Below are 23,929 nucleotides of genomic sequence, written 5' to 3' on the forward strand. Positions count from 1 at the left end.
CGCCGGTGGGCCCGCGCGGATCTCCGCGCGGGCCCACCCGCTTCGGCGAGGTTCGGCGGGCCCTGCTCAGCCCTTGAGCCCGAGGGAGGGGAACAGGTCGACGAACGGCTGGGTGGTCACCGAGACGCTCCGGCCGAACGGATCGTCGAAGTCCCAGATCATGAACAGCAGGAACGCGATCAGCGCGCTGAAGCAGCCCGCCAGGATCAACTCCCTCGGCGTGCGCCGGATCTGCAGCGCGAACAGCATGCCGACGGTCACCACGGCACCGGTGATCAGGCCGAACCAGACGACCCCGGGCATGGTCGGCCCGGCGTTCTGCCCGCGCGAGTTGCGGGCGTCGTCGGCCTGGCTGATCCGGTCCATGATCGGCTGGTAGGACTGCGACTCCAGCTCGGAGGCCGGCGGCCGGGTGGCGACGTCCACCCGCAGCTTGTCCAGCAGTTCGGTGCCCTTGTCGGAGATCTCGCCGTTCTTGCGCATGTAGTCCCACTCGACCTTCACCACGTACGAGACGTAGGCGTCCACGTCGGCCCGGACCTGGTCGCGGAACTCGGCCGGGTAGACCACCGCCCGGTCGCTCACCTCCTGCAACGACTGCGCCTCCCGGAACAGGTCGTCCTGGGCGGCGCCGCGCGCCTCCCAGACACCCGCGAGGGCGAGGCCGAGGACGATCGCGTAGACCACGCCGATCATCATCGTGATGTAGTCGATGACGTCCGGGGTCTCGTCGACGTTCTTCTCGGTGCCCACCCGGCGGTGCCGCAGCACCACCACCGCCACCACGACGGCACAGGCCGCCGCCATCGCGATGGCCAACGCCAACCATTCGGACATGGGAACTCCCTTCTCTGGCTCGGCTTGTGACGGAACAAAGGATCGGGGCCGGCCCCGGGCCGGGCAGGTCGGGCTCCAGGGCCGGACCGGGGGCCGGGGCGGGCCGCCTCGGTGGGGCGGTCAGGACCGCCCGGAACGGCCGCGGCCGCGTCCACGGCCCGGGCGCAGGGCCGCCGCCGCCAGGATGGCGGGCACCGTGACCAGCAGCATGGTGGTCGTCGCCGGGGCGTTGTGGTGGTGCTGCGGCGGGGCCGGCGGCTGCGCCGCCCGCACGTGGTACACGGGCTGCGCCGCCGGGGTCGGCCACAGCGGGCTCGAGCGCACCGGGCTCGGCGCGTCCGGGCTGGGGGCCACCGGGTCCGGTGGGGGCGCCGGTGCTACCGGGACCGGCGCCGGGGGTGCGGGCGGGTTCGGCGCGGGCGGCGGAGGGGGCGCAGGTGCCGTCGGCGGCGGGGTGGGCCCAGGTGTCCTGCTGGGAGCCGGCGTTGTCGGCGCGGGGGTCGGCGACTGCGTGGGGACGGGTGCCGGAGTCGGACTGGGCTTCGACGTCGGCGAAGGCGTCGGCGTGGCACTCGGTGTCGGGGTCGCCGTCGGGCTGGGCGTGTGGGTGGGGCTCGGCGTCGGCGTCGGCGTCGGCGTGGGGCTCGGGCAGGGGTGCGGGTGGTGATGGTGGTGGTGCCACCAGTCCCCGTGCCACCAGTCCCCGTGCCACCAGTCCCCGTCGTGGCCCCCGTACCCCCCGTACCCGCCGTGCTCGTCGTCCGGGCGGCCGGGCTGCCGACGGACCCCCGTGGTGTCCGAGGGCCGTGGTGAGGCCGGTCCGGGCACGGCCTTCGGCGTGCGGCACGGGTGGTGCCGGTGCGGGAGCCCGGGCCCCGGGTGCCGCGCGTCGGCCGTCGGGGCGACGGTGACGCCGACCTGGACGTCCACGTCGACCCCGACGTTCACGTCCCCGCCCGGCCCGACCTGCACCGACACGTCCGTCGCGGTGCAGACGCAGGAGTCGACGATCGTGCCGTGCTGCTGCTCCCCGCCGTGGTGTTCGGTGCCGGACGCCGAGGCGCCGCCGACCAGGGCGCACATCGCGACCACGCCGACCGCGGCGCCGATCAGCCTGGTCCGCCGACCGGAGGCCGCACCCCCACCGCCGTCCAGCGATATCCGTCGGGACTGCCGGCGCTGCGGCATGGGCTCCACTCACCTCTCGGGTCGCCGGGGACGGGATCAGAACAGGACGATCCGCCCGGCCCGCAGGAGGACGCGGGCAGGCGTGATCAGACGTGATGAGGCACGATCAGGCGGACGGCCCGCCTTCCGGGGGCGGGCCGTCCGTCATCAGGTCAAACGATCTTCGGGCCGACCGGTTACGGCCCGGCCCCGTTGTCGGCCGTCCTCAGTGGCGGCGGTGCGCGATCTCGACGTTCTCCAGGACGCCGACCGCGTCCGGCACCAGGATCGCGGCCGAGTAGTAGGCGCTGACCAGGTAGGAGATGATCGCCTTCTCGTCGATGCCCATGAAGCGGACGGACAGCGACGGCTGGTACTCGTCCGGGATGCCGTTCTGGTGCAGGCCGATGACGCCCTGGTTGTCCTCACCGGTACGGATCACCAGGATGGAGCTGGTGTTCTCCTTGGTGATCGGGATCTTGTTGCACGGCAGGATCGGCACCCCGCGCCAGGCCGGCACCTGCTGCCCGCCGAGGTCGACGTGGTGGGGGTACAGGCCGCGGGCGTTGAACTCGCGGCCGATCGCGGCGATCGTCCGCGGGTGGGCGAGCAGGTAGTCGGGGTCGCGGCGGCGGTTGAGCAGCTCGTCCAGGTCGTCCGGAGTGGGCGGGCCGGAGTGGGTCTGGATCCGCTGGTCGAAGTCGGCGTTGTTGAGCAGGCCGAACTCCGGGTTGTTGACCAGCTCGTGCTCCTGGCGCTCGCGCAGCGCCTCGATGGTCAGCCGGAGCTGGTGCTCGATCTGGTTCATCGGCTCGTTGTACAGGTCGGCGACGCGGGTGTGGACCTTGAGGATGGTCTGCGCAACGCTCAGCTCGTACTCGCGGGGCTTGAGCTCGTAGTCCACGAAGGCGCCGGGCAGCTCGAACTCACCGTGGTGGCCGGCCGACATGGCGATCTCGGCCTCGCCGCGCTCGTTCTGGGCCTGCTGCGGCAGGGCCAGGAACCCGAGCAGGTGCTCCTGGAGGCTCGGCGAGTTGTCCCGGATGGCGGCGAAGTCGCGGCGGGTCAGCGTGAGCGCGACGCCGGCGGTGGCGGTCGTGGCGGTGAACTCCCAGACGGCGTCCGGGTTCAGCAGGGCGTCGTCGCCGAAGCGGTCGCCGTCGCCGGCCACGCCGACCACGGTGTCGTCGCCGTACTTGCCGGTGCCGATCTTGTTGACCTTGCCGTGCGCGATCAGGAAGATCCGGTCGGCGGCCCCGCCCTGGGTGGTGAGCACCTCACCGGGGCCGAAGTCGCGCTGCTCGCAGCGGTCGGCGAGGGCGGTCAGCACCTCCTCGTCCTCGAAGCCGCGCAGCAGGGCGAGCTCACCCAGCTCGGCGGGGATCACCCGGACCTGGGAGCCGGTCTTGATGAACTCGACCACACCGTTGCCGACGGTGTAGGTGAGCCGTCGGTTGACACGGTAGGCACCGCCGGCGGCCTGTACCCAGGGAAGCACCTTGAGCAGCCAGCGGGAGGTGATCTCCTGCATCTGCGGTGCGGACTTGGTCGTGGTGGCGAGGTTGCGGGCAGCGGCCGTCGTGAGGCTGGACTGCTGCGGGACCTGCGCTGTCTCCGGGCTCGTGTCCACGGGCATCGGCAGGGGTCTCCATTCATCTGGTCGGATCACGCGGTCGGGGTCGGACGGCGACGGGGTCGCCCCGATCCACCCCGACTGATGCCATGACGGCTCATCAGACACGCGTATCGATGGGGGTGTTGGCGATTCATCGCGATCACGGCCACCGTCTCCCGGCGGCCCATCGGGAACCCTAGATCACCAGCGCCCGACCGGGCCCGCGCGGAGGCCGACTACCCCCCGATAGGGTGAATCTGAAGCAGTCCCATTCCGCTCGGGCCCCGGGTCGCGAGAACATCCGTTCCCCGCCGCGGATCCCGCGCGACCGACCCCCGCGCACGGACAGCGGCAGCGGACAGGCGGCGTACCTCCCGTACGACATCGGCGGGAGCGGGTCGTCAACGGGGGGCCGGCACAACGGGGCCGACGCAACGGGGCCGGTCAGCTGCGCCCCGACCATGGGAGCCGGCCCGCCACCGGGATCCGGGCACGCGAACGGCCCGTCAGGTGCCGGGACGGGGGCGGCCGGCACCTGACGGGGGATCGGGGATGCGCAGTGGGGGTGCGACGGGGAAGCGGCGAGGGAGCGCCGGTCGGGCGATGCGTCAGGCGCAGGCGATCTGGCTGCCGGGGATGCCGACGATGCCGGAGTTCTTGGCCTCGCCCCCCTTGTACTCGTAGTACAGGTAGGAGTAGAAGTCGATCCTGGTCGCCGCGCCGCAGGTCGAGTCCGGCGCCACGGTGTAGGTGACCGTGAAGCTGCTCGTGGCACCGGGGGCGAGCGGCACGTTGTACCGGGCGATCCCGCCGTGGACGTTGTCGCTGCAGCCGTTGGTCTGGGTGCCGCAGGCCGTGGCGGTGAACTTGAGGCCGCTCTCCAGACTGGTCTGGTAGGTCGGCTGAACGCTCTGGTACACGAACTGGATCGGCGTGTCGTACGGGTTGCTGAGCGTCAGGGTCAGGGTGAACTCGCCGCCCCGGACGGTCGTTTGCCGGTCGGAGACGGCCGTGAACGGCAGCGGGGTGTCGGCCTGGGCGGGTGTGGCGGAGAGGAGCAGACCGACGGCGAGGGCCGGGCACGCGGCGAGGGCGACACGGCTCAAATGTGTTCTGCGCATGACCAAGGAGCGTAGGGCGCGGTACCGGTTCCGTTGCCCCGCTCCGCCCCGGTCCGTACCGACGCACGAGTCGGGGGCGGACACCGTGGACCACCCCGGCCGCGTTCCGCCCCCACTCCCCCGCCCGGGGCCCTATGCTTCGCCCGCCGCCCCGGACGTCCACCCGGAGCCGGTCGCCCGGCAGGCCGATGCCGGTCCGGCCGCCCCGGGCCCGGCTGGTTCAGGCGGGCGGCGGCAGGATGTCGCAGAGCGCGGCGAGCGCCGCCGGGTAGGCGTGGTCGGGCGGCGCGGCGTAGCCCACGACCAGGCCGTCCATGGCCGGCATGGCCTCCGGGCCGATCCCCGGGTGCCGGTAGTCGGCGAGCCCGTCCAGGCCCAGGCCCCGGCGGGCGGCGGCCTGGAGCACCGCGTGCTCGGTGCCGGGCTCCAGCCGCAGGACGGCGTGCAGGCCGGCCGCGACGCCGGAGACCCCGATGTGCGGGGCGCTCGCCGCCAGCGCGGCCACCAACTGGTCGCGGCGCTCCCGGTAGCGGCGGCGCATCCGCCGCACGTGCCGGTCGTAGCCGCCGGAGTCGATCAGCTCGGCGAGGGTCAGCTGGTCCAACGCGCTGGCCCAGCCCTCGCGTTCGCCCTTGGCGGCGAGCACCCGGTCGACCAGGTGGTCCGGCAGCACCATCCAGCCGAGCCGCAGCGCCGGTGACAGGCTCTTGCTGACCGAGCCGAGGTAGACCACCCGCTCGGGGTCGAGCCCCTGGACGGCGCCGACCGGCTGGCGGTCGTAGCGGAACTCGCCGTCGTAGTCGTCCTCCAGCAGCAGGCCGCCGCGCCCGCGCGCCCAGTCGACCACGGCGGCGCGGCGGCCGGCGTGCAGCGGTCCGCCGGTCGGGAACTGGTGGGCGGGGGTGAGCAGGGCCGTCCGGACGTCCTGACGGTGCGCCAACCCGCCGATCCTGGCGCCGTGTTCGTCGACCGGAAGGGGCACGGTGGCGACCCCGGCGGCGGCCAGCAGCCCGCGGTGGAACCCCAGCCCGTACGCCTCGACGGCCAGCGGCCCGGTCGACTCGGGCGGCAGGGCGGGTGCCCCGCCGGCGAACAGCAGCCGCAGCGCGTGGGCGAAGCCCGAGCAGACCACGATCCGGTCCGGGTCGGTGCGCACCCCGCGGACGCGGGCCAGGTAGTCGGCGAGGACGGTGCGCAGTTCGCGCCGACCCTGCGGATCGCCGGGCCCGAAGGCCTCGTTGGGCGCCGCGGTCAGGGCCCGGCGGGCGGCGGCCAGCCAGGAGGTGCGCGGGAAGGACGCGGCGTCCGGCCGGCCCTGACGCAGGTCGTGGACGGGCCCCGGCCGCGCGGAGGGTCGGGGGGACGGGCTCGGCGGGACGGGCTCGGCCCGCTCGGCGACGGCGGTGCCGGAACCCTGACGCGCGGTCAGCCAGCCCTCCGCGACGAGTTCGGCGTACGCCTCGGCGGCGGTGTTGCGGGCCAGCCCGAGGTCGGCGGCGAGCGCGCGGTACGGCGGCAGTCGGGTGCCGGGGGCGAGCCGGCCGCTGCGGATCGCCTCGCGCAGGGCCGCCATCAGCGCGGCACGGCGGCCCCCGACGGCGGGGAGGTCGAGGTGCAGGTCGCTGCCGGTCGGGTGGGCGGGCCCGGTGGGGTGCGCGCCCGGCGTTTCCGTCATGGTCACGCACCCTACCCGCCGCCGCCCGGCCCCCTACCGGGCGGCCCGGCCGCGCTACGGCACCACGGTGACCGGCCAGCGGCCCGCCTTCACCAGGCGGACGGCGACCGAGCCGATCACCCGGTGCCCGGCCTGCTCGGAGGCGCCGACCACGACGGCGTCGGCGCGCAGTTCGTCCGCGAGCTTGGCCAGCCCCGTATAGGGGTCGCCGCGCATGGTGAGGAAGCGCCATTCCACCCGCCACACCTCCTTCACGTGGTGCTCGGCCTCGCGCAGTGCGGTCAGCAGCTCGTCGGCGATCTCCTGGGTGGTCTCCTCCACCACGGCCCCGGCCAGCGCGGTGGCCGAGCCCAGGATCGGCTGGACGTACGCGACCGCGAGGGTGGCACCCTGGCGGCGGGCCAGCCCGGCGGCGTAGGCGGTGGCGCGCCAGGAGGAGTCGGAGCCGTCCAGCCCCGCCAGGATCACCTTGGGCCCGTCCGTCCCCAGTTCGAAGCCCGCGGGGGCCGCTGCCGCCCCGGGCTCCCCGGCGCCGCCGACGGCCTCCACGTCCTCTGCATCGCTCTCGTTGCTCATGGCCCCGAGGCTATGCCCGCCACCGTGCGTGAGCGGAGGGGGCCCTCCCGGTGAGGGTTGTGGTGCGGGCCACCCGGGGCGCCGGGCGGGGCGGCGATTTCGACACCGGGGGCTGGTGGTACGTCACGCGCTGTCGACGATGTGGGCGGGCTCACACGGCTTTCGGCGTGACGCAGGCCACTTCGACGGGTGGTTTGATCTTGCAAATGGTGGCAAATCGGGCCAAATCATGTCATTTCCTTGATCCTTACGCCCGGTAACGGCCCCCTGACGTGCCTAAACCTCCAAATCCTTGAAACCGCCTCAAGCGCCCCCGTACCTTCGAATCCGTTGCACCAAGCACTCCGCTCCGGCCGGCTTCACCGCCCCGGAACCGGAACGGTGCCGGACCACGCGAGTGACGTGTCCCCCGAAACCAACGGCCTTCCGAGGGCCTGGTTCCGCGCGCTCGCAGCCTCCTCCGAAAGGAACCGCATGACCTTCCGTAACGAGACTGCCGCTGCCACCACCACCGCCACCCCGAAGCGCCGCAACCGCGTCCGGATGGCTCTGATGGCCGGGGCGATCACCGCCCTGCCGGTCGCCGGCCTCGTCACGGCCACCAGCGCCTCCGCCGCGCCGGCCACCGTCTGGGACAAGGTCGCCTCCTGCGAGGCCACCGGCAACTGGGCCGTCAACTCCGGCAACGGCTTCTTCGGCGGCCTGCAGTTCACCTCCAGCACCTGGGCCGCCTTCGGCGGCACCGCGTACGCCCCGCAGGCCCACCAGGCCACCAAGGAGCAGCAGATCGCCATCGGCGAGAAGGTCCTCGCCGCCCAGGGCCCCGGCGCCTGGCCGATCTGCTCCGTCAAGGCCGGCCTGGGCAAGTAGTCCCCACCCCCCGGCCCGCCTGTCCCGGGCCCCCGACGCCGCCGCACCCTCCCCGGGTGCGGCGGCGTCGTCGCGTTCCCGCCCCCTGCGGCCGACCGCGCGCGCCGGCCTGCGGGCCGCGCCCACGGGCGGCGGTCGGGCTACCGGACCGGGGCCCGTTCCGGGCCGCCGCCGGGCGGGCCGGCCGCCACCGTCACCGTCACCGTCACCGAGAAGTCGGTGTGCCAGTCGGGCGAGGGGCAGTCCTCCTGACCGGACACGTCCAGCGTCCCGCCGGACAGCACCTGGCCGGCGGTCGTCCCCGGATCGATCACCACGGCCGGGTCGATGAAGATCGCGTCCTGGTAGCGCGGCCCGACCCCGTAGTGGCAGGTCAGGGTCCGCGGCCCGGCGGCCGTACAGTCGTACGGCGTCGGGCCGGTCAGCGTGGTGTGCTCCGGCACGGTGATCCGCACGTCGATCGGGTGGGTCGAGTACGACGGACCCGCGTTGTACACCCACAGCGGCAGGTCGATGGTGGCCCCGGGTGCGCCGGTGAGGTCGCCCGGCTGCGGCACCGGGTGCCCGGCCTGCCAGGCGGAGGAGGCGCCGACCATGAAGTGGGCCCGGGTGTCGGCGGTGGTGAGGCTGTACGGCGTGGTGTGGCCTGACTGGTCCGGGTCGCCCGGGTAGAAGGCCTGCACGTCACCGCCGATGGTGGTGAACGGCGGGGTGATCGGCGCGACGTACAGCGACAGCCGCTCCACGGACGTGGCCCCCGGCGCCAGGCCGGCCGGGACGGAATAGGAGCTGCCCGTCCCGAAGTACGTCAGCTCCACCGGCGGGTCGGCCGACTTCACCACGGCGGGCGGGGGCAGGTGGACGACCACCAGGGTCGGATCGGTGGTCGCCGCCGGGCCCTGGTTGGTGACGCGCACCTCCAGGGTCCCGCTCTCGCCCGGGACCACCGGGCCCCGGGGCGGGCAGAGCTCGACGGACAGCCGCGCGGTCGCCGACCGCTCCGCGCGCGGGGCGGTGACGGCCTGGGCCGGCCAGGCCACGAGTACTAGGGAGAGCGCGGCCAGGGCGGCGGCACGCAGGGTTCGTATCATGACCATCACGCTCCCCCCGTCCGACACCCAGGGCAACCGGATGGCTGCCGTCCGTAGCGCGGCCGGCGGCGCCGTTCCGCTCCGGCACGAGACGGCCCGCTACGGCGTGCCCGGCCGGGGCGGGAGCGGCAGCGGGAGAGCGGGGAGGCCGTCGATGCTGGTGCCGACGTACTGCTTGCCCTCGCAGTAGGTGCTGAACTCCTCCTCGTCCTTGCGGCCGAAGAACTGCGCGTGCAGCTCGCGGTCGGCGCGGTAGTCCATCAGCGGGACGGCGAACCCGCAGGAGTCGCTGACCCGTTCGGCCCGCACCAGCACGATCGCACGCAGCCCTGAGCCGTCGACGGCCGGGTCGAAGCGGCCCAACAGCCCGGCGAAGCGCGGGTCGTCACGGAACACCGGCTCGCCCCGGCCGTGCACCCGCACCACGGTCGGCGGGCCGTCGAAGGCGCACCACATCAGCGTGATCCGGCCGTTCTCCCGCAGGTGGGCGATCGTCTCGGCGGTGGATCCGCCGAAGTCCAGGTAGGCGAGGGTGAGTTCGTCGATCACCACGAGCGTGCCGGAGCGGCCCTTGGGCGAGACGTTGACGTGCCCGTCGGTGGAGAGGGGCGCGGTCGCGACGAAGTAGAGGGGCTGCCGTTCGATGAACTCCCGCAGCCTGCCGTCGATGCTCTCGTACTGCTTTCCCATGCCCGCCAGTGTGCGCCCATCTCGCCTGGCAAGAAAGGATGATCCACTGGGCGAGACGGCCGCCTCGCCGGGGGCGCCACCGGGACGCCCGCAGGGCGACCGAACTCGGCGGCCCCGGTGCGCATTTGTCCAAGACGCCCGCCCCCGCCGCGCGGCACGCGCGCCACCGGCCGCCGATACTGGGAACGTGACGACGGAAACCCCCGAGACGTCCGCAGCCGGCGCAACCGGGCCCGCGGCCGCAGCCGACGAGGCCGCGGACACGGCCGCCGACACCGCCGCCGGCCTGGTCGACGAAGCCGTCCGCGCCCGGCCCGCGCCCGCGCTGCGCCCGTACGTGGCCTGGTACTCCGGGTACCGCCAGCGCGGCATCCCGCCCGCCCTGCACCGCGGCCTGCCGTCCCCGTACCTGACGTTCATCCTCACCCTGGACGAGCCGCTGGTGATCGCCGGGCACCCCGACCCGGCGCAGCCGCCCGGCAGTTACCCGACGCTGCTCGGCGGCCTGCACACCGGCCCGGCGCTGATCACCCACGACGGCCGGCAGTCCGGCGTGCAGATCGCCGTGCACCCGCTGGCCGCCCGGGCGCTGTTCGGGCTGCCCGCCGGCGAGCTGGCCGGGATCGACCTCCCGGCGGAAGAGGTGCTGGGGCGGCTCGGCCCGCGCCTCCAGGAGCAGTTGCAGTCCGCGCGCACCTGGTCCGAGCGCTTCGCCGTGCTGGACGGGACGCTGCTGCGGGCCGCCCGCCCGTCCGGGCAGGTGCCGCCGGAGGTCGGCTGGGCATGGCGGGCGCTGCGGCGCAGCAACGGCGCCCTGCCGGTGGCGGCGCTGGCCCGGGAGACCGGCTGGAGCACCCGGCACCTCCAGGAGCGGTTCCGCCGGGAGACCGGTCTGACGCCGAAGGCCGCCGCCCGGGTGATCCGCTTCGACCGGGCCCGCCATCTGCTGGCCGCCTCGCCGCCGCCCCGGCTCGGCGACCTGGCCGTCCGCTGCGGGTACTTCGACCAGGCGCACCTGGCCCGGGAGTTCCGCGCCCTGGCCGGGGCCGCGCCGAGCGCGTGGCTGGCGGCGGAGGGGCCGGAGGAGGCGAAGTTCCGAAACGTCCAAGGCGGGGCGGGTGCGGCGGCCGCAGAGTGGGAGGCGTAAGCAACCCGAGCCCCCCCCCCGAGGAGACAGCCATGGACGGCACCGCCCCCGCCCCGCAGGTCTGGCCCAGCCTGCGCGCCACCGACGCCCGGGCCCTGATCCGCTTCCTGGTCGACGCCTTCGGCTTCCAGGAGGTCGTCGCCTACGGTGAGGGCGGGTTCGTCGCCCACGCCGAACTGGCCTGGCCGGAGGGCGGCGGCGTGATGCTCGGCTCGGACCGGGAGACGCCCGAGGGCGTTGCGCCCTGCCCGGGCCGGCCTGGCGGTTTCACCGCGTACGTGGTCACCGCGGACCCGGACGGCGTGCACGACCGCGCCGTCGCCGCCGGGGCCCGGATCACCACCGCGCTCACCGAGACGGACTACGGTTCGCGCGACTTCGCCGCCGCCGACCCGGAGGGCAACCAGTGGTACTTCGGCACCTACCGGGGTGCGCCGCGGCCCGCCGCCCCCGCGCGGGGCTGAGCGGGCCCGTCTCCGACGCCGGTGGACCGGCTGCGCCCCCGCCGCCGCCCGGGCAGACTGGCTGCGGGGGCCACGCACAGGCCCACCCAGGCTCCGGGGAGCACCCATGCCGCAGCTCACGGTGGACGGGCGCACCCTCGCGCTCTCCCACCTCGACAAGGTGTACTACCCGCGCACCGGCACCCTCAAGGGCGAGGTGCTGCGCTACTACGCCGCCGTGCACGGCGCCCTGCTCCCCCACCTGCGCGACCGCCCGGTCTCCTTCCTGCGCTGCCCGGACGGCGTGGAGGCCGAGGTGTTCATCGCCAAGAACCCGCCGGCCGGCACCCCGCGCTGGGTGCGCACCGTCGAGGTGCCGAGCAGCGGCGGCGACCTGCGCCAGGTGGTCCTCGACGACGGCGCCGCGCTGCTCTGGGCCGCCAACCTGGGCTGTCTGGAACTGCACGTCCCGCAGTGGCACGCGGCCGCGCCCGGGCTCGCCGACCGCCTCGTCCTGGACCTCGACCCCGGTGCGGGCGCGTCCGTCCTCACCTGCCGCACCGTCGCCGTCCTGCTGCGCGAGCGGCTCGCGGCGGACGGCCTGGCGGCGTGGGTGAAGACCTCCGGCTCCAAGGGCCTGCACCTGCTGGTCCCGATCGAGCCCACCCCCAGCACCCGGGTCTCGGCGTACGCGAAGGCGCTCGCCGCCGCCTTGGAGGGCGACCGCCCGGAGCTGGTGGTGCACACCATGGCGAAGGCCCGGCGGGCCGGCCGGGTGCTGGTCGACTGGTCGCAGAACAGCGCCAGGAAGACCACCGCCGCGCCGTACACCCTCCGGGCCCGGCCGCTGCCGACCGTCTCCACCCCGCTGACCTGGGCCGAGCTGGAGCGCGCCGGCACGGCGGACGACCTGGTGTTCACCCTCGCCGAGGTGCCGGATCGCCTCGCCGCCCACGGCGACCTGTTCGCGCCGCTGCTGGACCCGGAGCGGGCCCGGCCGCTCCCCGCCGGCCCGGCGACCCGGCAGGAGCAGCCCCGCCAGGTGCTCCACCCGCCCGTCGAGGTGATGCGCCCCACCACCGTCACCGCCGTCCCGCCCGCCGACGGCCTGGGCGGCGCGGGCGTGCAGTACGAGCTGAAGCTGGACGGCTTCCGCTGCGTCGCCTTCGCCCGCGGCGCCCGCCCGCCCGTCCTGCAGTCCCGCACCGGCCGCGACCTCGCCCCCGAGTTCCCGCCGATCGCCGCCGCCGTCGCCCGGCTGCCCGAAGGGCTGGTGCTGGACGCCGAACTCGTCGCCTGGCGGGCCGGCCGGTTCGCCTTCGGGGAACTGCTGCGCACCCGCCGGGCCCGGGCCGCCGCCCCGGACGTCGTCCTCGGCCTGATCGCCTTCGACCTGCTCGCCCTACCGGGCCGCGACCTGCGCCGGCTGCCGCTCACCGACCGTCGCCGACTGCTGCTCGCCGCGCTGGCCGACGTCCCTCCGCCGATCCAGCCGGTACTGGCCACCACCGACCGCACGGAGGCGCTGGACTGGATGGCCCGCCTCGCCGACACCGGCGTCGAGGGCCTGGTCTGCAAGGCCGCCGGCTCCCCCTACCACCCGCGCGGCGCCGGCCGCGCCTGGGTCAAGTACCGCCGCAGCGACACCCTCGACGCCACCGTCCGCGCCTTCACCGGTCCGACCTCCCGTCCGCACGCCCTCGTCCTCGAACTCGACGACGGCCGGGTGCTCCTCAGCGCTCCCCGGCTCACCCCGGTCCAGGCCCGCGAGGTCGCCGAGGCCGTCGGTCCCCTCGCCGGCCCGCCCGTCACCGACCCCGAGCACGGCCCGGTCCACCCCCTCACCGGACCGCTGCGCGCCGAACTGACCCTCACCGGCCGCCCACCCGTCGCCGCCTTCGTCCGGCTGCGCGGCGACTGACCCCCTGCGCGGCTCGCGCCGGGCACGCCGGGAACTCCCCGGGGCGGGAAGCGGGTTCACCCCTTCCGCCGCTTCGCCGCGTGGACGAACTCGGTGACCAGGGTGTCGTTGAAGACCGGCAGGTCGGCGGGTCGGCGGCTGGTGACGAGGGGGCCGGGGCCGGCGCGGCAGACGTGAACCTCCTCATCCACCCAGTGGGCTCCGGCGTTGCGCAGGTCGGTGCGCAGGCTCGGCCAGGAGGTGAGGGTGCGGCCGCGGACGGCGTCGGCCTCGATCAGGGTCCAGGCGGCGTGGCAGATCGCGGCGACCGGGCGGCCGGAGGCGCAGTAGGCGCGGACGAAGACCACCGCGGCCTCGTCCAGCCGTAGCGCGTCGGGGCTCGCGACGCCGCCGGGCAGGACCAGGCCGTCGAAGGCGGACGGCCGCGCCCCGGCGACGAGGAGGTCGACGGCGAAGGTGTCGCCCGGGGCTCGGTGCCGGACGGCCTGGACGCGGCCGGGCCCGGTGGACAGCAACCGCGGGGTGCCGCCGGACTCGGCCACCGCCTGCCACGGCGAGGTCAGCTCGACCTGCTCCGCCCCGTACGGCGCGACCAGGAAGGCGATCGTCCGGCCGGTGAGCGTGGTGGACGGCCAGCCCATGGCTCAGCGCCGGTGCGGGTCGCAGGCGGAACCCAGGTGGACGGCGGCGGACGGGGCGGGGCTGAGCCGGGCGCGCGGGCAGTCCAGGTGGACGGTCAGCTCCAGGTGGTCGATCCGCGACACCAGACCGACCGGAACGGACAGCCGGGTGCCCGCCACCCAGGGCCCGGCGTCGATCAACAGGTGGTCCCCGGTGTCCTGTTCGACCCGGCCGAGCGGGCCGTCGGTGGCCTGCACCTCGTACCCGGTCAGGTTCAGGTCGGCAGCGTGGTGGGGGCCCGGACGGTACTCCCACAGGTCGGTGGTCATCAGGCCTCCGGTTGGTCCCAGGGGCGGCGTTCGCGGCGCTCGTCCCGGTCGGGGGGTGCGGCACGGCGTTCGCCCCGGTCCCGGCCCGCAGCCTGGTCCCGGCCCTCACCCCGGCCCGCGGCCCGGCGGCGCAGCAGCGCCGAGGTGGCGACCGCCGCCGCCACCGAGGCCGCCCACACCAGCCCGAGGGCGGTCAGCACCGCGGTGGTCGGGGTCCGCACGCCGATGCTGAGGCAGATCGCGGACATCACCAGGGCGGTCAGCACCACCCCGGCGGACAGGCGGCGCCCGACGCCGCGCAGCACGCGCCGGGCCCGGCTCGGCGGCTTGGCGCCCATCGTGCTCAACTTCCGGTCGAGGCGCGTGTCCTGGCGCAGATCGGACTCGATCTCCTCAAGGAGCCGTCGCTCCCATCCGCTCAACGCGGGTCCGTCCATCTCGGTCACCTCCGACACTTCCGGTGACGTGCTCGCACCCGGGCGGTTGCCCGGTACGGGCAGGCGCTAACCGCTCAGGGGGCCGCCGGTTGCGGCGTGTGGTGCGGCGCCGGCGGCGGCGCCCACGGGGCCGAAGGCCCGGGGCCGGGCCAGCAGGCTGTCGTCCAGGACGCGCAGCAGGGCGTCGGCGTCGCGGTGGACCTCGACCGCGCCCGCCGCCCGCAGCTCGGGGCCGGCGTCCGCACCGGCCGCCAGGGCGACGCACGGCACCCCGGCCCGCCGCGCCGCCAGCACCTCGCGCACGCTGCCGGCCACCGCCACGGCGTGCGGCGGTGTGCCGCCGACCAGTTCCAGCGCGGCCCGCACCGGGTCACGCCCGGGGGCGGTCACGGTCAGGGCCGGTGCCCCTCCCGGCCCGGGCCCGGTCAGCACGACCGTCCAGCCCCGGGCGGCGCACTCGCGCAGCAGTTCGGCGGAACCGGGCGGCGCAGGGCGCCAATCGGTACCGAAGAGAGCCGCCGAGATCACCGTCATGGCCGACCGTTTCCCTTCCCGGGCCACGCACCGTACGCGCTCTTCCAGGTTAGGCCGCTCCCCCGCCGTGCGCGCAGCCTGCGGCCCACCGGTTTCCCGGCACCGGGAGGACCCGCGCGGCGGCCGGTCGGCGAACCCGGCTACCCGGCGTCCGGGTCGGTGGCGAGGCGGGCGTGGAGGTGTTCGTCGACGTAGTCGCCGTCGCCGTAGCGGTAGGAGGCCCGGGTGGTGCCCTCGTGGCGGAAGCCGCCGCGGTCGGCGACGCGGCAGGAGGCCTCGTTGCCGACCGCGTGCCAGAGCTCGATGCGGCGGGCGTCGGCGGTGGCGACGGCCCAGCGGGTGACGGCGGTGACGGCGCGGGTGGCGAGGCCCCGGCCGCGGACGGTGGGGAGCAGCCAGTAGCCGACCGTGGCGATGCCGTCCGGCTGGTCGGTCCAGCCCAGGAAGGCGTTGCCGTGGAGGGTCCCGTCGAGGGCGTCGGTGATCGCGAAGGCGGCCGCGCGTCCCTCGGCCCAGCCGGTGTCACAGCGGTCGAGGTAGGCCTCGGCGCCGGCCGGGTCGGCGATGCGCAGCGGGTTCCAGCGGGCGATCTCCGGGTCGGCCGCGGCCGCCACCAGGGCGGGGACGGTGCCGCCGGGCACGTCGAGGGCCCTGCCCCAGGGGCGCAGCGCGATGTCGCCCAGGTCGAGGGTGGCGGGCCGCAGGACGCGCCGCTCGGCGGAGGTCTCGGTGGTGCTCATCCGGCCTTCCTATCCCGCCCGCTCCGGTGCCCGCCAGCGAATTTTCCCGGCCGGCAATCCGCCCCCGCCCGGCCGGCGGGGGCGTGCGGACCGGCGGTGACGCCCGGGACGTCCGGTGAGCGGGGCGGCGCACGGCGGGCCCGCCGTGCGCCGCCCGGACGGCCGGGTCAGACGATCCGGGACAGGTACCCGTTGTCGACCAGCCAGAGCACGTTCAGCTTGGCCGGGCCGCCGGGCACCAGGCTCGCGTCGAGCTGGTACTGCAGGCCCCAGCCGGGCTGGCCGAACCACGGGGCGATCGGGCCGGCGTGCACCTTGAAGGGCTTGACCACCTTGTAGTCGTGGTAGTTGCAGCCCGCCGGCGGGGTGCCGTCGAGGCTCTGCGGCGGGATGGAGCGGGTGGAGTAGGGCAGTCCCTCGGGGGCGAGGAAGGCGCCGTACTCGCTGCCGTAGCGGTCGATGTTCTGGTTCGGGTAGAGCGTGAGATCGAACTCGACCGGGGTGCCGTCGGGCAGGGTGACGTAGCCGTCGGACGGCGGGTAGATCCAGCCGCCGGCGCCGTTGTTGCCGGCCGGGTCGTAGTAGGTGGTGAGGAACTGCTGCTCGCTCAGGGAGCCGGTGCGCTGGTACCCGACGAGTTCCCTGCCGACCCGGCCGGTGGTGGGCAGGCCGGCGGGGCCGAGCCGCTTGTCACCCTGGTAGAAGTCGGCGGAGCACTCGTCGGAGGGCGTGGCGGCCCTGGCGGAGGTGCCCGCGGTGGCGGTGTCGGCCGCGGCGGCCGGGATGCTCGGGGCGATCAGGGCGGCGGCCGCGGCGAGTGGCGCGACGAGCAGGCGAAGGCGAAGGCGCACGGTGTCTCCGTCGTGAGGGGGGTCGCACGGAGGGGGCGTCCTGCTCACCCTCCGTGTCCGTTTCGGCACCAGGCAAGCGGATCAGCTGATCATCCGTCAACACGACTTGGCCGAAGGCGCACCGAATTCCCCGGTTCCGGCCAACCCCCGGACGCCGGACCGGTTCACCCGAAAGAATGAACGGTTCGGCACCGGCCGGACACTCCGGACGGCCGGCCCCGTCAGCGCCCCGTCAGCGCCCCGTCAGCGCCCCGGCGCGACCCGCCCGACCAGGTGGAGCAGCCGGTCGAGGGCGTCCTTGGAATTGGGCTCGGTGAGGTTGACCATGAGCCGGAACGCCACCTTCAGCAGCGCCGGGTGGCCGAGCCCGGCGGCGCCGGCCGCGCCGAGCAGCCTGGGCCGGCCGAGCAGGTCGGCGGCGAGGCGGCCGAGCGCGAAGTAGCCGGCGTAGGCGGAGCGCAGCGCCTGCGGGTAGGCGCGCAGGGCCAGTTCGCGGCCGCGGTCGGTGCGCCGGGCGAGGGCCTGGACGATGGTCTCGGCGGCGTAGCGGCCGGATTCCATCGCGTAGGCGATGCCTTCGCCGGTACCGGGGCTGACCGTTCCGCCGGCGTCACCGATGAGCAACAGGCCGTCGGCGTAGTGGGGTTGGCGGTTGAGGCCCATCGGGAGGGCGGAGCCGCGGACGGGCTCGGTGACGGCGTCGGGGGTGTAGCCGTACGCGGGCGGCAGGTTGTCGCACCAGCGGCGGAGCAGGTCGCGCCAGTCGAGGTCGACGTGGGCGGTGTCGAGGACCCCGAGGCCGACGTTGGCGGTGCCGTCGCCCATGCCGAACACCCAGGCGTAGCCGGGCAGCAGGCGGCGGGCGGGGTCGCCCGGGTCGCGCAGGTCGAGCCAGGCCTCCAGGTAGCGGTCCTGGTGGCGGGGGGTGGTGAAGTAGGTGCGGTAGGCGACGCCCATGGCGCGGTCGGTGCGGCGGTAGCGCTTCATCGCGACGGAGAGGCGGGTGGAGTTGCCGTCGGCGGCGACCACGACCGGCGCCTGGTAGCTGACGGGCCGGCGCTCGTCGCCGAGCTTCGCGGTGACGCCGGTGATCCGGCCGCTCCGCTCGTCCACCAACGGGCCCGCCACGTTGGCCCGTTCGATCAGCCGGGCGCCGGCCGAGGCGGCCCGGCGGGCGAGCAGTTCGTCGAAGTCGGCGCGCCGGCGGACGAGCCCGTGGCCGGGGTAGGCGGACAGCTCGGGCCAGTCGAACTCCAGCGCGCGCCGGCCCGAGATCAGCCGCAGGCCCTGGTTGTGCAGCCAGCCGGCCTGCTCGGAGACGTCGATGCCGAGGTCGGTCAACTGCTTGACGGCGCGCGGGGTGAGGCCGTCGCCGCAGACCTTCTCGCGCGGGAACGCGGACTTCTCCAGCAGCAGGACGTCCAGGCCGGTGCGGGCGAGGTGGTAGGCGGCGGTGGAGCCGGCCGGGCCTGCGCCGACCACGATGACGTCGGCGTTCTCCTCGGTCCGGGCGGGCCGGGGGGCCCGGCCGCCGTCTGCGGGCACCTGCTGCTCTGGGCCGGGCATCACGCACTCCCACGGGGTCGGATCGACTGCGGGCCCGACGGGGCCGCAGGGCTGCCCGGACGGACTCGGACAGGGCCATTCGGACAGGTTGTTCGGACGGGGCCGTTCGGACGGGGCCATTCGGACGCGGCCGGACTCGGCGGTCCGAGACGGACGATAGAGAACCACGGCACCCGCCCGCCGCCCCGACACGCGGGCCCGCCCCGATGACCGGTCAATACCGGCCACGGGGGCGGCTGCGCGGCCACCCGCCGGGTCGGGGCCCGCCGTTGACCACCGCGCCGGAGACGGGGCCCGGCCCGTCGGCGGGCCGCCGTCCGGCACGCCCCCCCGGGAGACCACGGAGCCCCTGCCTCCGACGGCGGTGTCGGACGGCAGGGGCTCCGTGGAACTGCCACCGGCGGCGTCAGGGGTTGAGCGCCAGCACCACGTAGGCGGCCAGCACGGCGAGGTGCACGGCGCCCTGGAGCGGGGTGGCCCGGCGCGGGATGACCGTCAGGGTGCCGAGCACGACGGTCAGGGTCAGCAGCACCATGTGCGCCGGGCCGAGGCCGAGGACGAGCGGGCCGGAGAGCCAGGAGGAGGCGATCGCGACGGCCGGGATGGTCAGGCCGATGCTGGCGAGCGCCGAGCCGAGGGCCAGGTTGAGGCTGGTCTGCAACCGGTTGCGCAGGGCCGCGCGCAGCGCCGCGATGGTCTCCGGCAGCAGGACGAGCAGGGCGATCACGACGCCGACGACGGAGTGCGGCAGTCCGGCGTCGTCCACGGCGGACTCGATGGTCGGCGAGACGCCCTTGGCGAGGCCGACCACGGAGACCAGGGCCACGCCGAGCAGCAGCAGGCTGATCCAGGCGGCCCTGGCGGTCGGCGGCGCGGCGTGGTCCTCCTCGTCGAGCACCCGGCCCTCGGGGGTGACCGGCAGGAAGTAGTCCCGGTGCCGGAAGGTCAGGGTGGTCACGAACAGCCCGTACAGCACGATCGAGGCGGTGGCCGCGAAGACCAACTGGGTGGTGGAGAACTGCGGGCCCGGGGAACTGGTGGTGAAGGTCGGCAGCACCAGGCTGAGGGTCGCCAGGGTGCCGATGCAGGCGAGCGCGGCGCCGGTGCCCTCGGCGTTGAAGACGGCGGTCCGGTACTTGATCGCGGCGACCAGGATGGACAGGCCGAGGATGCCGTTGCAGGTGATCATCACGGCGGCGAACACGGTGTCCCGGGCCAGGGTGGCGGACTTGGAGCCGCCGTCGGCCATCAGCGTCACGATCAGCGCGACCTCGATCACGGTGACCGCCACCGCGAGCACGAGCGATCCGAAGGGTTCCCCGACCCGGTGCGCGATCACCTCGGCGTGGTGCACGGCGGCGAGCACGGCGCCGGCCAGGAAGCAGGCGACGACGCCCACCACCCAACCGGGCAGGTCCCGGTGCCAGGTCAGGACGAGGACGACGAACGACACCACCGGAACGACGACGGTCCATTGCGCGGCGGCCACGCGGAGCTTCGTGATCATGCCGCCGAGCATCCCAGACCGGGGGACGCCCACCCGGTTGCCCGCGCCGGGATACGTAGGGATGTGGTACAACTCATCCCGTTTTGCCCGCTCACCCGCCGTAGTCGGCGAGGTACCGGAGCACCTTGTCGACGTGCGGGCGGACCCGTTCCGGGACGCCTCCGGCGGTCGCCACGGTCTTGTCGCTGGTCCGGTAGGCGGCGGTCACCAGGGCCGGCAGGTCGCGGGTGAGGCCCCGGTGCTTGAGCTGCTGGTCCAGCCAGCAGACGTAGTTGCCCATCGCGGCGATCGCGTCGCCCGGATCCAGGTAGGACTTGGGGCCGTCGTGGGCCGCGGCCTTCGCCCAGGCGTCGAAGACGGCGGGCGTCCACATGGCGATGCCGTACTCGCCGGTCTCGGGGCGGGCCGCGTTCGGGTCGAAGCCGCTCTCGGCCTTGAGCATCGCGGCCAGCAGCGCCGGGGTGATCTCGGGCTCGGGGCAGCGCCGGGCGGCGACCTCGATCATGCCGCGGTAGGCCACCGGGACGTCGGAGCCGGCCGGGATCGCGCCGGGCGGCGGGGGCGCGGCCGGGTGGGTGGCCGACCCCACGGCGGGTACTGCCGCGCCGTGCTCCGCGGCCTCCGGCTCGGGGGCCCCGGTCAGGGCGAGGACGGTGACGGCGCAGGCCAGCAGGCCGGTGGCGGCCCGCAGGGCGCCGCCGCGGCGGCAGGCCGGACGCGCGCCGGCCCGGGCGACCAGCGCGGCGAGGTCGGCGCGGGCCCGCTCCTCCCGCCCGGGGGCCAGGCAGGCGGTGACCACGGCCCGCCAGGGCCCGGGCAGCGCCTCGTCCAGCCGCAGCGGCGCCGCGCCGCGCGCGTACGCCTGGGCGGCCAGCGAGCGGGCCCGGGCGGTGGCGCCGAGGAACGGGTGCAGGCCGCCGGTGAGCACCTGGTGGGCGATCACCCCGAAGGCCCAGATGTCGGCGCTGGGGCGCACCGCGACGCCGCGCGCGCCGGTGCGCTCGGACCACCACTCGGGCGGGACGTGGTCGGGCGAGCCGAGCGGCGGCGTGTAGGCGTGGGTGCCCTCCAGTTCGGCGGTGAGGCCGAAGTCCGCGATCTTGGCGGTGCCGTCGGGCATCAGCAGGATGTTGGCCGGTTTGAGATCCCCGTGCACCCAGCCGCCCCGGTGCATGTGGGTGAGCCCGGCGCAGACCTCGGTGAGGACGCGTCCGGCGCCGGGCACCGGGGTGCCGGGGCGGGCGGCGGCGAGGACGTCCTGGAGGCTGCGGGCGGCGCGTTCCATCACCAGGGCGACGGCGCCGTCCAGGCCGGGGTGGGCCGGGTCGTCGACGACCGTCACGGCGAGGGTGCGGATCAGGTGGGGGTGGTCCGCGCGGCGGCTGAAGCGCATCTCGCTGCGGGCGACCTCCGTCATGGTCCGTCGCTGGCCGGGGCTGAGCCGGGCGGGGCTGAGCAGTTTGACGGCGGCCGGGGTGCCGTCGGGGCCTTCGGCCGCGTACACGCTGCCCCAGGCGCCGGCCCCGAGGTAGGCGCCGGTGCGGTAGCCCGCGAGCCGGTAGCCGGCCGGTACCTCGGACTGCTGGTCCGGCGGGGGCTGGTCCTTCTCCTGCACCCGCTGCTCGGACGCCGGCTCGTCGGACGCCGGCTCGTCGGGCGGCTGGCCGGCGGGCCTCACGGTCGGGCGGCCGGGCGCCGGGGCGGGAGCAGGGCCAGGTGCTCCTCCCGGACGAGATCGAACTTCAGTGCCAGGGCCGCGAGTTCCTCGCGCTTGCCGCCGCCGGGGCCGTCCTCGTAGGGCTCGCGCAGCCGCAGCTTCGTCCACACCAGGTAGTCGATGTGGTAGTTGACCGCCGAGCGGGTCAGCCCGTGGCAGGAGGGCAGGGCGCGCAGCCGGGCCAGCACCTCCGTCACACCGGGGACGACGGCGGCGGAGGGCGAGCGCAGCCGGGGCTCGCAGAGCGCGAGCAGCACCAGGAAGTACTTGGCGGTCGGGTCGAGGGCGAACGGGCTGACGGTGAGTTCGCCGCCGACGCCGCCGGGCCGGCCCTCCAGGTAGGCGTGCTGCGGGGCGAAGACCTTGAACGAGGCGGGTTCGCCGAGCGCGGGCAGCAGCACCCTGGAGAACTCGAACGGCACGGGCGCGCCGAGCCGGCCGGGCGCCACCTTGACGTGCTCGCCCGCGCCCTCCAGGTTTTCCACCACGTAGGTGGCGGAGGTGCTGAAGTTGGACAGCCGCCAGTAGTCCTCGGCGGCGGTGACCTCCCCCGCGCGCCGGGAGACGCCCTGGTCGGGCAGGGGGATGGGGGCCGGACGGCCGGGCTCGCCGCGCCCGAACGCCGCGGCCTCGCCGGGGCCCATCCGCAGCAGGCCGGGCGGTTCGCCGGGTGCCATCACGGGCTCCCGGTCGGGCAGTTGCACGATGACCGTGTCCACGCCGACACCTCCGTGGTTCGGGTCGATGCTAACGGCCCGATTCGCCCCGACGGCAGTTCGCCACTCGGACGAGTGAAGGGACACCGCCAACCCGGCCCGGGCGTCGCCGAGTTGCCCCCGGGCCTCTCACCTGCCGGTCCGTCGACCGTTCGACGGGCGGTTGCAGCACGTAGTTGAATGGTCACCTTGAGTGTGACGCAACACACACACGGCATGTCCACGTTCTGTGCAAGACTCATCTCAAGGAGTGAGATCCCCTTAATTTCCAAGGAGGTTCATATCATGCGCGCTCGGATCGCAGCTGTGACGATGATGGTGGCAGGGATAGCAGGCCTGGCGGCCGGACCGGCCACCGCGGCCCCGGCGACGACCGAGAACGAAGCGGTGGCCTGCGCCTCCGTGCTCAACAAGCCCTGCATCTCGCACCAGCACGACGGTGAGGGCTTCTTCGGCGTCGCCCAGGTCTCCGCCGACCCGCGCCAGTTGACGATGGTTCAGGTCGAGGTGCGGACCCAGAAGGCCTGGGGCAGCCCGTGGGAGACGATCGCCTCCGCGACCACCGTGCGCCTGGGCTCCGCGAAGGCGGTCACCCCGCGCGTCGTCACCACCGACCTGCGGATCATCTGCGCCACCGCCGGCCCGGCGCTGGAGGCGACCCAGCAGGTCACCACCTGCACCAACCCGTTCTGACGGACCCCGCCGCTCCACCAGCACCGGGGCCCTCGATCGACCCGATCCACCCCACCCGCCGGGGCGCCCGCGCCCCGGCTCCAGGGCCGGCCGCCAGCGCACCCGGCGGCCGGCCCGTCGGCATGCGGCGCCCTCGCAGGCCGGCTCCCGGCGGTCCGGGGCCGGCGGAGCGGCTCCGACCAGGGCCCGAGTGGACCTGGGGCACCCGTTCACGGCAAACTGGTCTAGACCTCAAGGGTCTAGACCAAGCACCCGGCTCAGAACGGTGGACCAGTATGGAAATCGTGATCGTCCCTGACGCCTCAGCGGCCGGCGAACTCATCGCCGCGGCGATCACCGATCTGCTGACCGGCAAGCCCGAGGCCCTGCTCGGCGTGGCGACCGGCTCGACGCCGCTGCCGATCTACCAGGCCCTCGCCGAGCGGGTCCGCGACGGCCGGCTCGACGCCTCCCGGGCGCGCATCTGCCAGCTCGACGAGTACGTCGGCCTGCCCGCCGGCCACCCCGAGTCCTACCGTTCGGTGGTGCTGCGCGAGGTCGTCGAGCCGCTGGGCCTGACCGAGGACTCCTTCCTCGGCCCGGACGGCAACGCGACGGACATCGCCGCGGCGGCCACCGCCTACGACCGCGCGCTGGCCGCGGCCGGCGGCGTGGACCTCCAGCTGCTCGGCATCGGCACCGACGGCCACATCGGCTTCAACGAGCCCTGCTCCTCGCTGGCCTCCCGGACCCGGATCAAGACGCTCACCCGGCAGACCCGGGAGGACAACGCCCGGTTCTTCGACAGCCTCGACGAGGTCCCGCACCACGTCATCACCCAGGGCATCGGGACCATCCTGGAGGCGCGCCACCTCGTCCTGCTCGCCACCGGCGAGGCCAAGGCCGAGGCCGTCGCCCTCTCCGTCGAGGGCCCGCTGTCCGCCGCCGTCCCCGCCTCGGCGCTGCAGCTCCACCCGCACGCCACCGTGGTGGTCGACGAGGCCGCCGCCTCCGGCCTCAAGCTCGCCGACTACTTCCGCGACACCTACGCCGCCAAGCCGGCCTGGCAGAAGCTCTGAGGTCGGC

At 75.0% G+C, this 23,929-nt stretch carries 24 protein-coding genes and 1 pseudogene; 7 read left to right on the forward strand and 18 right to left on the reverse strand.

Annotation, left to right across the window (positions count from 1 at the left end):
- Window positions 1–66 precede the first annotated feature (66 nt).
- The 6 genes from AB0O19_RS02895 to AB0O19_RS02920 form a co-directional block, all read right to left on the reverse strand.
- Entirely contained in the window at window positions 67–837 is a 771-nt protein-coding gene (locus AB0O19_RS02895; RefSeq protein ID WP_063350621.1) for a DUF4239 domain-containing protein, read from the reverse strand.
- A 120-nt stretch (window positions 838–957) separates the two neighbouring features.
- Complete coding sequence (locus AB0O19_RS02900; protein WP_363617287.1) at window positions 958–2,025, reverse strand: hypothetical protein; 1,068 nt, start codon at window positions 2,023–2,025, stop codon at window positions 958–960.
- 205 nt (window positions 2,026–2,230) lie between these two features.
- Entirely contained in the window at window positions 2,231–3,640 is a 1,410-nt protein-coding gene (locus tag AB0O19_RS02905; protein WP_363617289.1) for a family 2B encapsulin nanocompartment shell protein, read from the reverse strand.
- Window positions 3,641–4,227: 587 nt separating this feature from the next.
- A complete protein-coding gene (locus AB0O19_RS02910; RefSeq protein ID WP_363617291.1) occupies window positions 4,228–4,740 on the reverse strand; it encodes a hypothetical protein in 513 nt (170 codons plus the stop codon).
- Window positions 4,741–4,960: 220 nt separating this feature from the next.
- Window positions 4,961–6,415 (reverse strand): PLP-dependent aminotransferase family protein, encoded by a 1,455-nt coding sequence (locus tag AB0O19_RS02915; protein WP_363617293.1) that lies wholly within the window; start codon window positions 6,413–6,415, stop codon window positions 4,961–4,963.
- Between the two features lie 54 nt (window positions 6,416–6,469).
- On the reverse strand, window positions 6,470–6,991 hold the full coding sequence (locus AB0O19_RS02920; RefSeq protein ID WP_363617295.1) for a universal stress protein: 522 nt from the start codon (window positions 6,989–6,991) through the stop codon (window positions 6,470–6,472).
- 474 nt (window positions 6,992–7,465) lie between these two features.
- Between AB0O19_RS02920 and AB0O19_RS02925 the strand changes: the two genes are divergently transcribed.
- Window positions 7,466–7,861: a transglycosylase family protein gene (locus AB0O19_RS02925; RefSeq protein ID WP_363617297.1), complete on the forward strand. Its 396-nt coding sequence runs from the start codon at window positions 7,466–7,468 to the stop codon at window positions 7,859–7,861.
- Between the two features lie 140 nt (window positions 7,862–8,001).
- On the opposite strand, the gene AB0O19_RS02930 is transcribed toward AB0O19_RS02925, so the two are convergent.
- Complete coding sequence (locus AB0O19_RS02930) at window positions 8,002–8,952, reverse strand: hypothetical protein (RefSeq protein ID WP_363617299.1); 951 nt, start codon at window positions 8,950–8,952, stop codon at window positions 8,002–8,004.
- A 99-nt stretch (window positions 8,953–9,051) separates the two neighbouring features.
- Entirely contained in the window at window positions 9,052–9,642 is a 591-nt protein-coding gene (locus AB0O19_RS02935) for a pyridoxamine 5'-phosphate oxidase family protein (protein WP_363617301.1), read from the reverse strand.
- Window positions 9,643–9,829: 187 nt separating this feature from the next.
- Between AB0O19_RS02935 and AB0O19_RS02940 the strand changes: the two genes are divergently transcribed.
- From AB0O19_RS02940 to AB0O19_RS02955, 4 genes and pseudogenes are all read left to right on the forward strand, one after another.
- Entirely contained in the window at window positions 9,830–10,789 is a 960-nt protein-coding gene (locus AB0O19_RS02940; RefSeq protein ID WP_363617303.1) for a helix-turn-helix domain-containing protein, read from the forward strand.
- A 32-nt stretch (window positions 10,790–10,821) separates the two neighbouring features.
- On the forward strand, window positions 10,822–11,253 hold the full coding sequence (locus AB0O19_RS02945; RefSeq protein WP_363617305.1) for a VOC family protein: 432 nt from the start codon (window positions 10,822–10,824) through the stop codon (window positions 11,251–11,253).
- Window positions 11,254–11,359: 106 nt separating this feature from the next.
- Window positions 11,360–12,238: pseudogene (gene ligD, locus AB0O19_RS02950) on the forward strand (non-homologous end-joining DNA ligase); the annotation flags it as partial.
- A gap of 60 nt (window positions 12,239–12,298) precedes the next feature.
- Window positions 12,299–13,153, forward strand: coding sequence for a DNA ligase (locus tag AB0O19_RS02955; RefSeq protein ID WP_363617609.1), 855 nt, complete (start codon window positions 12,299–12,301; stop codon window positions 13,151–13,153).
- A gap of 56 nt (window positions 13,154–13,209) precedes the next feature.
- Here AB0O19_RS02955 and AB0O19_RS02960 read toward each other — a convergent pair whose 3' ends face one another.
- The 10 genes from AB0O19_RS02960 to AB0O19_RS03005 form a co-directional block, all read right to left on the reverse strand.
- Window positions 13,210–13,794, reverse strand: coding sequence for a type 1 glutamine amidotransferase domain-containing protein (locus AB0O19_RS02960; RefSeq protein WP_363587443.1), 585 nt, complete (start codon window positions 13,792–13,794; stop codon window positions 13,210–13,212).
- A 3-nt stretch (window positions 13,795–13,797) separates the two neighbouring features.
- Window positions 13,798–14,103 (reverse strand): PRC-barrel domain containing protein, encoded by a 306-nt coding sequence (locus AB0O19_RS02965; RefSeq protein ID WP_363617307.1) that lies wholly within the window; start codon window positions 14,101–14,103, stop codon window positions 13,798–13,800.
- Window positions 14,103–14,540, reverse strand: a complete 438-nt coding sequence (locus AB0O19_RS02970) for a hypothetical protein (protein ID WP_363617309.1) — start codon at window positions 14,538–14,540, stop codon at window positions 14,103–14,105. Before AB0O19_RS02970 ends, AB0O19_RS02965 begins: the two co-directional genes overlap by 1 nt.
- 66 nt (window positions 14,541–14,606) lie before the next feature.
- The gene (locus AB0O19_RS02975; RefSeq protein WP_363587437.1) at window positions 14,607–15,074 is read right to left on the reverse strand and encodes a hypothetical protein; all 468 of its coding nucleotides are present in this window, start codon (window positions 15,072–15,074) and stop codon (window positions 14,607–14,609) included.
- A gap of 140 nt (window positions 15,075–15,214) precedes the next feature.
- Window positions 15,215–15,814: a GNAT family protein gene (locus AB0O19_RS02980; RefSeq protein WP_363617311.1), complete on the reverse strand. Its 600-nt coding sequence runs from the start codon at window positions 15,812–15,814 to the stop codon at window positions 15,215–15,217.
- 167 nt (window positions 15,815–15,981) lie between these two features.
- Window positions 15,982–16,665, reverse strand: coding sequence for a TNT domain-containing protein (locus AB0O19_RS02985; RefSeq protein WP_363617313.1), 684 nt, complete (start codon window positions 16,663–16,665; stop codon window positions 15,982–15,984).
- A 243-nt stretch (window positions 16,666–16,908) separates the two neighbouring features.
- Window positions 16,909–18,231 carry a geranylgeranyl reductase family protein gene (locus AB0O19_RS02990; RefSeq protein ID WP_363586441.1) on the reverse strand — a complete coding sequence of 441 codons (1,323 nt, stop codon included), beginning with the start codon at window positions 18,229–18,231 and terminating at the stop codon, window positions 16,909–16,911.
- Window positions 18,232–18,637: 406 nt separating this feature from the next.
- On the reverse strand, window positions 18,638–19,738 hold the full coding sequence (locus AB0O19_RS02995) for an ionic transporter y4hA (protein ID WP_363617315.1): 1,101 nt from the start codon (window positions 19,736–19,738) through the stop codon (window positions 18,638–18,640).
- Between the two features lie 91 nt (window positions 19,739–19,829).
- Complete coding sequence (locus tag AB0O19_RS03000) at window positions 19,830–21,416, reverse strand: serine/threonine-protein kinase (protein ID WP_363617317.1); 1,587 nt, start codon at window positions 21,414–21,416, stop codon at window positions 19,830–19,832.
- Complete coding sequence (locus AB0O19_RS03005; protein WP_363617319.1) at window positions 21,413–22,174, reverse strand: serine/threonine protein kinase; 762 nt, start codon at window positions 22,172–22,174, stop codon at window positions 21,413–21,415. Before AB0O19_RS03005 ends, AB0O19_RS03000 begins: the two co-directional genes overlap by 4 nt.
- A 282-nt stretch (window positions 22,175–22,456) precedes the next feature.
- Here AB0O19_RS03005 and AB0O19_RS03010 point away from each other — a divergent pair, with 282 nt between their 5' ends.
- Entirely contained in the window at window positions 22,457–22,864 is a 408-nt protein-coding gene (locus tag AB0O19_RS03010; protein WP_363617320.1) for a hypothetical protein, read from the forward strand.
- 275 nt (window positions 22,865–23,139) lie between these two features.
- Window positions 23,140–23,922, forward strand: a complete 783-nt coding sequence (locus tag AB0O19_RS03015) for a glucosamine-6-phosphate deaminase (RefSeq protein ID WP_363586446.1) — start codon at window positions 23,140–23,142, stop codon at window positions 23,920–23,922.
- The last annotated feature ends 7 nt before the right edge of the window (window positions 23,923–23,929 follow it).

Origin of the sequence: Kitasatospora sp. NPDC091276 (genome assembly GCF_040684355.1) — a bacterium.
GTDB lineage: Bacteria > Actinomycetota > Actinomycetes > Streptomycetales > Streptomycetaceae > Kitasatospora.